Consider the following 12591-nt stretch of genomic DNA (forward strand, 5'->3'; position numbering starts at 1 on the left):
CACGGGACTGCTTCGTCTGACCGGGTGAAGGCATACTAAGCGGTCGCTTGCCGATCAGGGAACAGTCGGGTGCGTCACGTACGAGCCGGCCGCGCCCGTACGTGCATCCGCTCTCCCTGCGGCCCGAACAGGCTGAGGAACTCCACGGGCCCCTCCCCCGTCGATCCGAACCAGTGCGGCACCCGCGTGTCGAACTCCGCCGCCTCCCCCACCGCCAGCACCACGTCGTGCTCGCCGAGCACCAGCCGCAACCGCCCGGACAGCACGTACAGCCACTCGTAGCCCTCGTGGGTGCGCGGCTCCGGTGCCTGCCTGCGCTCGGGTTCGCGCACCTTGTAGGCCTGGAGGCCGCCGGGCTGGCGGGTCAGCGGCCAGAACGTGCGGCCGTTGCGCTGGACGGGCTTCGCCCGCACCCGGGGGTCGCCGGCCGGCGGGGCGCCGACCAGCTCGTCCAGCGGGACCTGGTGGGCCTCGGCGATGGGCAGCAGCAGCTCCAGGCTGGGCCTGCGCAGGCCGGACTCCAGCCGGGAGAGGGTGCTGACGGAGATGCCGGTGGCCTCGGACAGCGCCGCCAGGGTCACCTCCCGCTCCTTCCGGATCCGTCGCAGCCGCGGGCCCACCTCGGCGAGGACGTCGTCGGTACTCATGCCCGTATTGCAGGTTCGGCAAGGGTGTTTGTCAATGCGGCACGTCCTGGACGGCAGCCCGGAGGGGGATGGGCATCGGGCGGCCGGCGGGGTGGAGACCAGGTCGTCGTCCCGCCCCGCCGGACCCGGTGCGGCCGTCCGGGTGTGGACCCCGCACCCGCGGTGCACCATGACTCCATGCTGCTGACCCGGTTGGCCGAGGTGTCCCGGGACGTCGCCGCGACGGCGGCCCGGTCCCGTAAGACCGCGCTGCTCGCGGAGCTGTTCCGCGACGCGGAGGCGGACGACGTGCCGATCGTCATCCCCTACCTGGCCGGACGCCTGCCGCAGGGCCGGCTCGGAGTCGGCTGGAAGGTACTGAGCCGCCCTGTCCCGCCGGCGGCCGAGCCCACGCTCACCGTCCGGGAGGTCGACGCCCGGCTCACCGAGCTCGGCAAGGTCTCCGGGCCCGGCTCGCAGGCGGAGCGGGCCCGGATCGTCGGCGAGCTGATGGGGGCGGCCACGGAGGCGGAACAGCGTTTCCTGCTCGGCCTGCTCACCGGCGAGGTCCGGCAGGGCGCGCTGGACGCGGTCGCGGTGGAGGGGCTGGCCCGGGCGACCGGCGCGGACCCGGCGGACGTACGGCGGGCCGTGATGCTCGCGGGCTCGCTCCGGACGGTGGCCCGGGCGCTGCTCGGCGAGGGCCCTCAGGCACTGGAACGGTTCCGGCTCACCGTCGGCCGCCCGCTGCTGCCCATGCTGGCGCACAGTGCCTCCTCGGTCGCGGAGGCGGTCGAGAAGCTGGGTGCCTGCGCGGTGGAGGAGAAGCTGGACGGCATCCGGGTCCAGGTCCACCGGGACGGCGACACGGTACGGGTCCACACCCGCACCCTGGACGACATCACCGACCGGCTGCCCGAAGTGAGGGCCGCGGCACTGGAGTTGCGCGGCGAGCGCTTCGTCCTGGACGGCGAGGTGATCTCCTTCGACGCCGGCGGGCGGCCCCGGTCCTTCCAGGAGACGGCCGGCCGCGTGGGATCGCGCACGGACGTGGCGAGGGCTGCCGAGGAGACCCCGGTCTCCCCCGTCTTCTTCGACGCCCTCTTCGTCGACGGCCGCGACCTGCTCGACCTGCCCTTCGCCGAGCGGCACACGGAGCTGGCCCGGCTGGTGCCCGAGCCCATGCGGGTGCGCCGGACGGTGGCCTCGGGGCCGCCGGACATCCCGGAGGCGGAACGGTTCCTCGCCGACACCCTCGCCCGCGGCCACGAGGGCGTGGTGGTGAAGGCGCTGGACGCGCCGTACAGCGCGGGCCGGCGCGGTGCCTCCTGGCTCAAGGTCAAGCCGGTCCACACGCTGGACCTGGTGGTCCTGGCCGCCGAGTGGGGCCACGGCCGCCGCACCGGCAGGCTCTCCAACCTCCACCTGGGCGCCCGCAACCCGGACGGCACCTTCACGATGCTCGGCAAGACCTTCAAGGGCATGACCGACGCGATGCTCGCCTGGCAGACCGAACGGCTCCGGGAGCTGGCCGTGGAGGACGACGGCTGGGTGATCCGGGTGCGCCCCGAACTCGTCGTGGAGATCGCCTACGACGGCCTCCAGCGCTCCTCCCGCTACCCGGCCGGCGTGACCCTCCGCTTCGCCCGCGTGGTCCGATACCGGGAGGACAAACGCCCGGAGGAGGCCGATACCGTCGAGGCCTTGCTGGCGGCCCACCCGGAGGTCACACCGTGACGGTGCGTGCGACGAAGCGCAGCGCGGGACTGTTGTTGTTCCGACACACCGAGGACGGGCTGGAGGTGTTGCTCGGCCATATGGGCGGCCCGCTCTGGGCGAAGAAGGACGCGGGTGCGTGGACCGTACCCAAGGGCGAGTACGAACCGGACGAACCGGCCTTGGAGGCGGCCCGGCGGGAGTTCCGGGAGGAGCTGGGGCTCGCGCCGCCCGACGGGGAGGCCGTAGCGCTCGGCGAGGTCGTGCAGCGCAACGGGAAGATCGTCACCGCTTGGGCGGTGGAGGGCGACCTCGACCCGGAGGCGATCGTCCCCGGCACCTTCACCATGGAGTGGCCGCCGAGGTCCGGCCGCAGGCAGGAGTTCCCGGAGCTGGACCGGGTGGAGTGGTTCGCTCCGGACCGGGCCCGTGCGGTGATCGTGACGGCCCAGGCGGCGTTTCTCGACCGGCTGGCGGAGCACTCGGGCTGAACAGGCGGCCACGCGTTGCGCTCGGCCCTGCCGCGCGCGAAGGTCGGAACAAGCCCGCTCCCAGGGAGGTCGGCCATGCCCATCGCGACGGTGAACCCGGCGAACGGTGAGACGCTCAAGACGTACGAGCCCATGGACGAGGAGGAGCTGGAACGCCGGCTCCAGCTCGCCGAGGCCACGTTCCGCACGTATCGGACGACCCCGTTCGCCGACCGCGCCCGGCTGCTGAACAGGGCCGCCGACCTGTTGGACGGGGACCGGCAGGAGATCGGCCGGGTGATGACCACCGAGATGGGCAAGCCGGTCGGGCAGGCGCGGGCGGAGGCCGCGAAGTGTGCCAAGGCCATGCGCTGGTACGCGGAGCGCGCCGAGGGACTGCTGGCCGACGAGGACCCGCCCGAGCAGGACGTGCGGGACTCCGGCGCCCAGCGGGTCCGGGTGCGCTACCGCCCGCTCGGCCCGGTCCTCGCCGTGATGCCCTGGAACTTCCCGCTCTGGCAGGTGATCCGGTTCGCCGCGCCCGCTCTGATGGCCGGCAACGTGGGCCTGCTCAAGCACGCCTCCAACGTGCCCCAGACGGCCCTGTACCTGGAGGACCTGTTCCACCGGGCGGGCTTCCCGGAGGGCTGCTTCCAGACGCTGCTGATCGGCTCCGCCGCGGTGGACGACATCCTGCGCGACGAGCGCGTGAAGGCCGCCACCCTGACCGGCAGCGAGCCGGCGGGCCGGGCGGTCGCCTCCACCGCCGGGGAGATGATCAAGAAGACGGTGCTGGAGCTGGGCGGCAGCGACCCCTTCGTCGTCATGCCCTCCGCCGACCTGGACCGCGCGGCCGAGGTCGCGGTGACCGCGCGCGTGCAGAACAACGGGCAGTCCTGCATCGCCGCCAAGCGGTTCATCGTCCACACCGATGTCTACGACGCCTTCGCCGAGAGGTTCGCCGCCGGCATGCGGGCCCTGCGGGTCGGCGACCCGCTGGAGGAGGACACCGAGGTCGGGCCGCTCGCCAGCGAGCGGGGGCGGACCGATCTGGAGGAACTGGTGGACGACGCGCGGCGGGGCGGCGCCGAGGTGCTGTGCGGCGGACAGCGGCCCGACGGGCCCGGCTGGTACTACCCGCCGACCGTCCTCGCCGGCATCACCCGCCAGATGCGCGTCCACCGCGAGGAGACGTTCGGACCGGTCGCCACGCTCTACCGGGCCGGCGACCTGGACGAGGCGGTCCTCATCGCCAACGACTCGCCGTTCGGACTGAGTTCGAACGTATGGACGCGCGACGAGAGCGAGGTCGACCGGTTCGCGCGCGACCTGGAGGCCGGTGCCGTGTACGTCAACGGGATGACCGCCTCCCATCCGGCGTTCCCGTTCGGCGGGGTGAAGCGGTCGGGGTACGGGCGTGAGCTGTCCGGGCACGGAATCCGGGAGTTCTGCAACATCACCACGGTTTGGCACGGTGCGTGAGCGCCGCGCGGCTACCATCCCGTTCTGTGAACCGCGAAGTGACCCTGCCTCTGATCGTCGACGACCGCGGTACCTTGCAGGTGGCCGCGGCCGACGTGAGTAAGCTGCTGCGGACCGTGGGCGCGCGGTGGCTGCACCTCGTCGACGCCGGCGAGCAGCGGCTGGACGAGGACACGGTCGCCGCTCTGACCATCGAGCTGGCGAAGCTGGCGGACCGGATCGACGTGGCCTGTATCGCGCACAGCAGCGGGGCGCCGTAGGACCGCCCGCCCGTTGCCGGGCGCGGGGGCGTGACCGTCCCGCGTCCACCGCTCCACCACGTCGACCGCGTCCACCGCGGCTCCGGCCCTCCTCCTTCCTCCCCCCGCCCCGCCCTGCCGAGTGGTCGTAACGCCCGGCACGGCGTTTTCCCCCGTCCGGTGGTGGAAATCGCCCTGGTCGCCGTATCCGGGGTCCCCGATTCGGAGTAGTCCAACGAGAGATCGTGGGCCTCCCGGGTGACGGTGGGTGGAGCACCCACAGAGGTGAACCACCTACGGACCGGTGGGCGAAGGCCCGCCGGCACGCGGAAAGCAGGGACGGTTCATGGCGACTTTGTGCAGACCCTCGGTATCGGTCCCGGAGCACGTGATCACGATGGAGGAGACGCTGGAGCTGGCGCGCTCCCGCCACGAGGACCACCCTCAACTGCCCCTCGCGCTGCGGCTGATCGAGAACACGGGCGTGAAGACCCGGCACATCGTGCAGCCCATCGAGGAAACCCTCAAGCACCCGGGCTTCGAGGACCGCAACAAGCTCTACGAGGCCGAGGCCAAGGCCCGGGTCCCCGCGGTGATCCAGCGCGCGCTCGACGACGCCGAGCTGCTCACCAGGGACATCGACGTGATCATCTACGTCTCGTGCACCGGCTTCATGATGCCCTCGCTCACGGCGTGGCTGATCAACGAGATGGACTTCGACAGCACCACCCGTCAGCTCCCCATCGCCCAGCTGGGCTGCGCGGCCGGCGGAGCGGCGATCAACCGGGCCCACGACTTCTGCTCGGCCTACCCGAACGCCAACGCGCTGATCGTGGCCTGCGAGTTCTGCTCGCTGTGCTACCAGCCCACCGACATCGGCATCGGCTCGCTGCTGTCCAACGGCCTGTTCGGTGACGGCATCGCCGCCGCCGTGGTCCGCGGGCGCGGCGGCACGGGCGTCCGGCTGGAACGCAACGGCTCGTACCTGATCCCGAAGACGGAGGACTGGATCGCGTACGACGTCCGGGCCACCGGGTTCCACTTCCTGCTGGACAAGCGGGTCCCCACGACCATGGAGCCGCTCGCCCCGGCGCTGAAAGACCTGGCGGGCCTGCACGGCTGGGACGCGTCCGACCTGGACTTCTACATCATCCACGCGGGCGGCCCCCGAATACTCGACGACCTCAGCAAGTTCCTCAAGGTCGAGCCGCACGCGTTCCGGTTCAGCCGGGCCACGCTCACCGAGTACGGCAACATCGCCAGCGCCGTCGTGCTGGACGCGCTGCGCCGGCTGTTCGACGAGGGCGGCGCCGAGGACGGGGCGAGCGGACTGCTCGCCGGGTTCGGTCCCGGCATCACCGCCGAGATGACGGTGGGCCGCTGGGCCTCCTCGAACGGGGACGGACGATGACCGAGGAGACCCTCACCGGGGTCCTGCCCCCGGTCCGGCACTGGCCGGCGCTCGACCTGACCGGGACGGACTTCGACCCGGTGCTGGCCGAGCTGATGCGGGAGGGTCCGGTCACCCGCGTCCGGCTGCCGAACGGTGAGGGCTGGGCGTGGCTGGTCACCCGGTACGACGACGTGCGCGCGGTGGCCAACGACCCCCGTTTCAGCCGGGAGGCGGTGATGGACAAGCCGGTCACCCGGCTCGCCCCGCACTTCATCCCCGACCGGGGCGCGGTCGGCTTCCTCGACCCGCCCGACCACACCCGGCTGCGCCGCTCGGTCGCCGCCGCCTTCACGGCGAAGGGCGTGGAGCGGCTGCGGGACGAGGCACGCGGCATGCTGGACGACCTGGTGGACCGGCTGCTCCGGGCCGGCCCGCCCGCCGATCTCACCAGCGCGGTGCTCAGCCCGTTCCCCATCGCGGTGATCTGCGAGCTGATGGGCGTCCCGGCCGGTGACCGGCACGAGATGCACACCTGGACGCAGCTGATCCTGTCCTCCGCGCACGGCAAGGAGGTCAGCGAGCGGGCGAAGCGCGAGATGAGCGCCTGCTTCTGGGACCTGATCGGCTCGCGCGCGAACAGCACGGGCGAGGACGTCACCTCACTGCTCGGTGCGGCGGTGGGCCGGGGCGAGGTGACGCCGGAGGAGGCCGTCGGCCTAGCCGTCCTGCTCCAGATCGGCGGCGAGGCGGTCACCAACAACAGCGGGCAGCTGTTCTATCTGCTGCTGACCCGCCCCGACCTGGTGGAACGGCTGCGCGTGGAGCCGGAGATCCGCCCCCGGGCGATCGACGAACTTCTGCGCTACATCCCGCACCGCAACGCGGTCGGCCTGTCCCGGATCGCCCTGGAGGATGTGGAGATCCGCGGGGTCCGCATCCGCGCCGGCGACGCGGTCTACGTCTCCTACCTGGCCGCAAACCGCGACCCGGACGTCTTCCCCGATCCCGAGACCATCGACTTCTCCCGCAGTCCGAACCCGCACGTGTCGTTCGGCTTCGGCCCGCACTACTGCCCCGGCGGCATGCTGGCCCGGCTGGAGGAGGAACTGCTGATGGACGCCCTGCTGGACCGGGTGCCGGGCCTGCGACTGGCCGTGCCGCCGGACCAGGTGCCGTTCCGCAAGGGCGCGCTGATCCGGGGCCCCGAGGCCCTGCCGGTGACCTGGTGACCGGCCCATGACGGAGACGGAGGGACTGTACGTACCGCCGGGCCACGGCCGCGTCGTGGAGACGCCGGCCCAGCGGGTGACGTTCAAGGTCACCGGAACCCACTCGCGGATGGCCTCCACCTTCGAGGTGGAGGTCCCGCCGGGCTTCGATGTCGGCGCCCATGTACACACCCGCAGCGAGGAGCTGTTCTACGTCCTCGAGGGCGAACTGGACGTCCTCGCCTTCGAGCCCCGCGTCCGCACTCCCGACAACTGGCGGAAGTGGGAGTCGGGTTCGGGCAGCAGAGTGGTGCGGGCGACGCCGGGCACGGTCGTCGTCGTACCGCCCGGATGCCCGCACGCGTTCGCGAACCCGACGGACACGCCCGCGAGGATGTTCTTCCAGGCGAGCCCGCCACCGGATCACGAGCGCTATTTCGAGGAACTGCTGGAGATCCTCCGCGACGGCGGCCCGCCGGACCAGGAGGCCATCGAGGCGTTGCGGGCCAAGTACGACATCGAGCAGCTCACCCCGCTGAGACACCGGTGAGCGTCCCCGCCGGCGAGGGGCGCGGGGAACCCCGCGGCGAGCCACGGCGCACCCGCCCCCCGCGGCGCTACCTGATCGGCATCCCGGCCAGCGTCCGCGCGATCACGAGCCGCTGGATCTCGCTCGTCCCCTCGAAGATCGTATAAATGGCCGCGTCCCGGTGCATCCGCTCCACCGGGTACTCGCGGGTGTACCCGTTGCCACCGAGGATCTGGATGGCCTGCGCGGTGACCTTCTTCGCGGTCTCGCTGGCGAACAGCTTGGACATCGACCCCTCGGCCGCCGTGAACGACTTGCCGTTGACCGCCATCCACGAGGCCCGCCACACCAGCAGCCGGGCCGCGTCGATCTGCGTCCGCATGTCCGCGAGCTGGAAGGCCACGCCCTGGTTGTCGATGATGGGCCGCCCGAACTGCTCGCGCGTCTTCGCGTAGTCGAGGGCGACCTCGTACGCGGCCCGGGCGGTGCCGACCGCCATCGCGCCCACGGCCGGCCGCGAGGCCTCGAAGGTGGCCATCGCCGCGTTCTTCACCCTCTCCCCGCCGGAGGCCTTCGCCCGCTCCCGGGCCCGGGCGAGCCGCTCGTCCAGCTTCTGCTTGCCGCCGAGCAGGCAGGAGCCGGGGACGCGGACGTTGTCGAGGATGACCTCGGCGGTGTGCGAGGCGCGGATGCCGTGCTTCTTGAATTTCTGGCCCTGTGCGAGGCCCGGTGTGCCCGGCGGGACGATGAAGGACGCGTGGCCCTTGGAGCCCAGCTCCGGATCGACGACGGCGACGACGACGTGGACGTTGGCGATGCCGCCGTTGGTCGCCCAGGTCTTCGTGCCGTTGATCACCCACTCGTCCTTGGCCTCGTCGTACACGGCCCGCGTGCGCATCGAGGCGACGTCGGAGCCGGCGTCGGGCTCGGAGGAGCAGAACGCGGCGACCTTGACGTCACTGGCGTCGCCGTACATCTGCGGGATCCAGGTGCCGATCTGTTCCTCGGTTCCGTTGGCGAGAACGCCCACGGCGGCCAGGCCGGTGCCCACAATGGAGAGGGCGATGCCCGCGTCGCCCCAGAACAGCTCCTCCATCGCCATCGGGATGCCCAGACCGGTGGGGTCGAAGTACTGCTGGGCGTAGAAATCGAGGGAGTAGATGCCGACCTTCGCCGCCTCCTGGATGACCGGCCAGGGGGTCTCCTCGCGCTCGTCCCACTCGGCGGCGGCGGGCCGGATCACGTCCGCGGCGAAGCCATGGAGCCAGTCCCGGACTTCTCTCTGTTCGTCGTTCAGCTCCATGGTGAACCCGGACATGTCCCCTCCAGCGGCGGCAGTGCGATGTTACTAGCGGTAACCCGAGTCTGTTACTGACCGGTAGAAAAAGTCAACCGGTGAGGACCTTCGGCATCCCGTTCGATGTCAGGGGCCCGGTCAGTGTTAGTTTGCGCTGGCGTCACCGAATCAGCACGGGTGGGGAGAGCACATGGACACCACGCAGCGGACCGATCAGCAGCGGTCCGCCGACCGTCGACGGCGCGAGCTGCTGGAGGCCGCCGACCGGGTGGTGCTGCGCGACGGCCCGCAGGCGTCGATGAACGCCATCGCGGCGGAGGCCGGCATCACCAAACCCATCCTCTACCGGCACTTCGGCGACAAGGGCGGACTGTACGCCGCTCTCGCCATGCGGCACACCGACGCGCTGCTCGACTCGCTGCGGGCCGCGCTGGACGCTCCGGCGGACCGGCGGGAGCGGGTGGAGTCCACACTGGACACCTACCTCGCCGCGATCGAGGCCCGCCCCCAGGTGTACCGGTTCCTGATGCACCCCGCGGAGGGCAGCACCGGGCACGACCAGGGGTTCGACGTCGGCAAGCACTCCGCTCCGCTGCTGCGGCGGATGGGCGAGGAACTGGCCCGGGTCATCGAGGAGCGGGTGGACCTCGGGCCGGAGAGCCAGCGGCTGGCCCGGGTGTGGGGGCACGGCATCGTCGGGATGATGCATGCGGCCGGGGACTGGTGGCTGGGAGAACGGCCCTGCTCCCGGGCCGAGTTGGTGCGCTCTCTGGCCGACCTGCTGTGGGGGCGTCTCGCGGCGGCCGGGGACCGGCTGGGCGGTCCCGGGTTCTGACGGCCCCCTCACCTCACCGGTGCCACGAGGCCCGGGAGATCTGTCGCAGCAGCCGGCGCCTGCGCAGGCCCGTGAGGTGGTCGGCGTACACACGCCCTTCCAGGTGGTCGCACTCGTGCTGGAGGCACCGGGCGAAGAAGCCCGTGCCGTGGACCGTGACCGGCTCCCCGGTCACGGTGAAGCCCTCGACCACCGCGTGGTCGTACCGTTCCGTGCCCGCCTCCAGCCCCGGCAGGGACAGACAGCCCTCCGGGCCGCGGAGCACCACGCCGTCCGCCTCCACCAGGCGCGGATTGACGACGTGACCGAGGTGACGGACGTCGTCGTCGTCGGGACAGTCGTACACGAACACCCGCAGACCGACCCCGACCTGATTCGCGGCCAGGCCCACCCCCTGCGCCGCGTACATCGTGGCGAAGAGGTCCTCCACGAGAGCGGCCAGGCCGGGGCCGAAGTCGGTGACGTCCCGGCACGGCTCGCGCAGTGACGCGTCGCCGAGCAGGGTCAGGGGCCGGACGCGCCCGCGGGCGCCCGGAATGGAACCGTGTCGCATGGCGGCAAGGGTACGGTTCGTTCAGCTCATGCCCCGCCGCGGAGGGTGTGGACCGGGATTCGGGTGTGCGAACGGATCTCGATAGGCTGACGTTCACACCACGTTGCCGGATGGCCCCAGGCGCGGCGCGTACGCTAGGAGGATCGAGAACTGATGGCAGGCAACTCGGACCCGCTCTCGCCGCGGGCCAAGCTGGCCGTGACCGCGGGCAAGGCGGTCGCTGCGGCATCGCGCGCAGCGGGACGCGGCAGCGGGTCGGTGATCGGCGGCCGGGTCGCGCTGAAACTCGACCCCGACCTGCTCGGGCGGCTCGCCCAGAACCTGGACGTCGTCCTGGTCTCCGCCACCAACGGCAAGACGACGACCACCCGGCTCATCGCGGAGGCGCTGGGCGCCGCGGGCCCCGTCGTGTCGAACGCGCTGGGCGCCAACATGCCGGCCGGCATCACGTCGGCGCTGGCGGGCGGTTCGGACGCGAAGTTCGGCGTCATCGAGGTCGACGAGAAGTACCTGGCCGGCGTGGCCCGGGACACCAGCCCCAAGTGCATCGCGCTGCTGAACCTCTCCCGCGACCAGCTGGACCGCGCCGCCGAGACCCGGATGCTCGCGGAGAACTGGCGCGAGGGCCTGGCCGGTTCCAAGGCGGTCATCGTCGCCAACTGCGACGACCCACTGGTGGTGTGGGCCGCGTCCTCCTCGCTCAATGTGATCTGGGTCGCAGCCGGACAGATGTGGAAGGACGACGCCTGGTCCTGCCCGTCGTGCGGTGGCGTCATGCAGCGCCCGGGCGACGACTGGTTCTGCGGCGAGTGCGGCTTCCGCCGGCCCACGCCGTCCTGGGCGCTGTCCGGGGACCACGTGCTGGACCCGCACGGCTCCGCCTGGCCGATCCACCTCCAGCTGCCCGGCCGCGCCAACAAGGCGAACGCGGCCAGCTCCGCGGCCGTCGCCGCCGTGTTCGGCGTGCCGCCGCAGGTCGCCCTGGAGCGGATGTACCAGGTGCAGGCGGTGGCCGGACGGTACGACGTCGTCCAGTTCCAGGGCCGTGACCTGCGGCTGCTGCTGGCCAAGAACCCGGCCGGCTGGCTGGAGACGTTCTCCCTGATCGACCCGCCGCCCGCCCCGGTGATCCTGTCGGTGAACGCCCGCGGGGCCGACGGCACCGACACCTCCTGGCTGTGGGACGTCGACTACACGCGGCTGACCGGCCACCCGATCTTCGTGGTCGGCGACCGGAAGCTGGACCTCGCCGTCCGCCTGGAGGTCGCGAACCAGCACTTCCAGGTGTGCGAGAACCTCGACCAGGCCGTGCAGATGTGCCCGCCGGGCCGTATCGAGGTCATCGCGAACTACACCGCGTTCCAGGACCTGCGCCGCCGCGTCGGCAACTGATCTTCGAAGGGCGATCACCTCATGAGTGACAACCAACTGCGGCTGGTGTGGATCTACCCCGATCTGCTGAGCACCTACGGCGACCAGGGCAACGCGCTCGTCGTGGAGCGCCGGGCCCGGCAGCGCGGCCTGGACGTGGCGCGCCTCGACGTGCGCAGTGACCAGCCGATCCCGACCTCCGGCGACATCTACCTGATCGGCGGTGGTGAGGACCGTCCGCAGCGGCTGGCCGCCGAGCGGCTGCGCCGCGACGGGCAGCTGCACCGGGCGGTGGAGAACGGCGCGATCGTGTTCTCCGTCTGCGCGGGCTACCAGATCCTCGGCCACGAGTTCATCAACGACCTCGGTCAGCGCGAGCCCGGCCTCGGCCTGCTCGACGTGGTGTCCGTGCGCGGCGAGGGCGAGCGATGCGTCGGTGACGTGCTGGGCGACATCGACCCGCAGCTCGGGCTGCCCCCGCTGACCGGCTTCGAGAACCACCAGGGCGTCACCCACCTCGGCCCCACCGCCCGCGCCTTCGCCCGGACACGGATCGGCAAGGGCAACGGCACCGGGGACGGCACGGAGGGCGCGTACAACGGGACGGTCTTCGGTACGTACATGCACGGTCCGGTGCTCGCCCGCAACCCGCAGATCGCCGACCTGCTGCTGAAGCTGGCGCTGGACGTCAACGCGCTGCCGCCGATCGACGACCGCTGGTACGAGGCGCTCCGTGACGAGCGCATCGCGGCGGCGCAGCAGCCCGCGTGAGAACCGCCGCGCAGCGGCTTGCGTAACCGGCCGTTCAGCGGGATGTCAGCGGGGTGGGGCAGGCTCGTGGTGGGCCCGCCTGACGGCCTGTCCGCTCACAT

General features: G+C 71.8%; 13 protein-coding genes. 10 read left to right on the plus strand and 3 right to left on the minus strand.

Annotated elements, in window-relative coordinates; genetic code table 11:
• Positions 1–74 precede the first annotated feature (74 nt).
• Entirely contained in the window at positions 75–647 is a 573-nt protein-coding gene (locus ACF1BE_RS25300) for a helix-turn-helix domain-containing protein (protein ID WP_392201310.1), read from the minus strand.
• A 177-nt stretch (positions 648–824) separates the two neighbouring features.
• Between ACF1BE_RS25300 and ACF1BE_RS25305 the strand changes: the two genes are divergently transcribed.
• The 7 genes from ACF1BE_RS25305 to ACF1BE_RS25335 all read left to right on the plus strand — a co-directional run bounded on the left by ACF1BE_RS25305 (position 825) and on the right by ACF1BE_RS25335 (position 7684).
• The gene (locus ACF1BE_RS25305; RefSeq protein ID WP_392201311.1) at positions 825–2363 is read left to right on the plus strand and encodes an ATP-dependent DNA ligase; all 1539 of its coding nucleotides are present in this window, start codon (positions 825–827) and stop codon (positions 2361–2363) included.
• The gene (locus ACF1BE_RS25310) at positions 2360–2833 is read left to right on the plus strand and encodes an NUDIX domain-containing protein (RefSeq protein ID WP_392201312.1); all 474 of its coding nucleotides are present in this window, start codon (positions 2360–2362) and stop codon (positions 2831–2833) included. Before ACF1BE_RS25305 ends, ACF1BE_RS25310 begins: the two co-directional genes overlap by 4 nt.
• A 75-nt stretch (positions 2834–2908) precedes the next feature.
• Positions 2909–4294, plus strand: coding sequence for an NADP-dependent succinic semialdehyde dehydrogenase (locus ACF1BE_RS25315; protein WP_392201313.1), 1386 nt, complete (start codon positions 2909–2911; stop codon positions 4292–4294).
• Between the two features lie 26 nt (positions 4295–4320).
• A complete protein-coding gene (locus ACF1BE_RS25320; protein WP_361995957.1) occupies positions 4321–4554 on the plus strand; it encodes a DUF6213 family protein in 234 nt (77 codons plus the stop codon).
• A gap of 325 nt (positions 4555–4879) precedes the next feature.
• Positions 4880–5944, plus strand: coding sequence for a type III polyketide synthase (locus ACF1BE_RS25325; protein ID WP_392201314.1), 1065 nt, complete (start codon positions 4880–4882; stop codon positions 5942–5944).
• A complete protein-coding gene (locus tag ACF1BE_RS25330) occupies positions 5941–7155 on the plus strand; it encodes a cytochrome P450 (RefSeq protein WP_392201315.1) in 1215 nt (404 codons plus the stop codon). Before ACF1BE_RS25325 ends, ACF1BE_RS25330 begins: the two co-directional genes overlap by 4 nt.
• 7 nt (positions 7156–7162) lie before the next feature.
• Positions 7163–7684: a cupin domain-containing protein gene (locus ACF1BE_RS25335; RefSeq protein WP_392201316.1), complete on the plus strand. Its 522-nt coding sequence runs from the start codon at positions 7163–7165 to the stop codon at positions 7682–7684.
• Between the two features lie 67 nt (positions 7685–7751).
• Here the strand turns inward: ACF1BE_RS25335 and ACF1BE_RS25340 are convergent, their stop codons facing one another.
• Positions 7752–8981: an acyl-CoA dehydrogenase family protein gene (locus tag ACF1BE_RS25340; RefSeq protein ID WP_392201317.1), complete on the minus strand. Its 1230-nt coding sequence runs from the start codon at positions 8979–8981 to the stop codon at positions 7752–7754.
• A 169-nt stretch (positions 8982–9150) separates the two neighbouring features.
• Between ACF1BE_RS25340 and ACF1BE_RS25345 the strand changes: the two genes are divergently transcribed.
• Positions 9151–9795 carry a TetR family transcriptional regulator gene (locus ACF1BE_RS25345; protein WP_392201318.1) on the plus strand — a complete coding sequence of 215 codons (645 nt, stop codon included), beginning with the start codon at positions 9151–9153 and terminating at the stop codon, positions 9793–9795.
• 13 nt (positions 9796–9808) lie between these two features.
• Here the strand turns inward: ACF1BE_RS25345 and def are convergent, their stop codons facing one another.
• Positions 9809–10348, minus strand: coding sequence for a peptide deformylase (gene def / locus ACF1BE_RS25350; protein ID WP_392201319.1), 540 nt, complete (start codon positions 10346–10348; stop codon positions 9809–9811).
• Positions 10349–10501: 153 nt separating this feature from the next.
• On the opposite strand from def, the gene ACF1BE_RS25355 reads away from it, so the two are divergent.
• Entirely contained in the window at positions 10502–11740 is a 1239-nt protein-coding gene (locus tag ACF1BE_RS25355; RefSeq protein WP_392201320.1) for a MurT ligase domain-containing protein, read from the plus strand.
• A gap of 21 nt (positions 11741–11761) precedes the next feature.
• Positions 11762–12490, plus strand: coding sequence for a type 1 glutamine amidotransferase (locus tag ACF1BE_RS25360; protein ID WP_392201321.1), 729 nt, complete (start codon positions 11762–11764; stop codon positions 12488–12490).
• The last annotated feature ends 101 nt before the right edge of the window (positions 12491–12591 follow it).

It is taken from the genome of Streptomyces sp. NPDC014991 (assembly GCF_043080665.1).
Taxonomy (GTDB): domain Bacteria; phylum Actinomycetota; class Actinomycetes; order Streptomycetales; family Streptomycetaceae; genus Streptomyces.

Bases quoted from the DNA above. Each gene is read 5' to 3' on its own strand.
- ACF1BE_RS25330 (WP_392201315.1), top strand. From the start codon at position 5,941: ATGACCGAGGAGACCCTCACCGGGGTCCTGCCCCCGGTCCGGCACTGG.
- ACF1BE_RS25305 (WP_392201311.1), top strand. From the start codon at position 825: ATGCTGCTGACCCGGTTGGCCGAGGTGTCCCGGGACGTCGCCGCGACG.
- ACF1BE_RS25360 (WP_392201321.1), top strand. From the start codon at position 11,762: ATGAGTGACAACCAACTGCGGCTGGTGTGGATCTACCCCGATCTGCTG.
- def (WP_392201319.1), bottom strand. From the start codon at position 10,348: ATGCGACACGGTTCCATTCCGGGCGCCCGCGGGCGCGTCCGGCCCCTG.
- ACF1BE_RS25335 (WP_392201316.1), top strand. From the start codon at position 7,163: ATGACGGAGACGGAGGGACTGTACGTACCGCCGGGCCACGGCCGCGTC.
- ACF1BE_RS25340 (WP_392201317.1), bottom strand. From the start codon at position 8,981: ATGTCCGGGTTCACCATGGAGCTGAACGACGAACAGAGAGAAGTCCGG.
- ACF1BE_RS25355 (WP_392201320.1), top strand. From the start codon at position 10,502: ATGGCAGGCAACTCGGACCCGCTCTCGCCGCGGGCCAAGCTGGCCGTG.
- ACF1BE_RS25325 (WP_392201314.1), top strand. From the start codon at position 4,880: ATGGCGACTTTGTGCAGACCCTCGGTATCGGTCCCGGAGCACGTGATC.
- ACF1BE_RS25315 (WP_392201313.1), top strand. From the start codon at position 2,909: ATGCCCATCGCGACGGTGAACCCGGCGAACGGTGAGACGCTCAAGACG.
- ACF1BE_RS25300 (WP_392201310.1), bottom strand. From the start codon at position 647: ATGAGTACCGACGACGTCCTCGCCGAGGTGGGCCCGCGGCTGCGACGG.
- ACF1BE_RS25345 (WP_392201318.1), top strand. From the start codon at position 9,151: ATGGACACCACGCAGCGGACCGATCAGCAGCGGTCCGCCGACCGTCGA.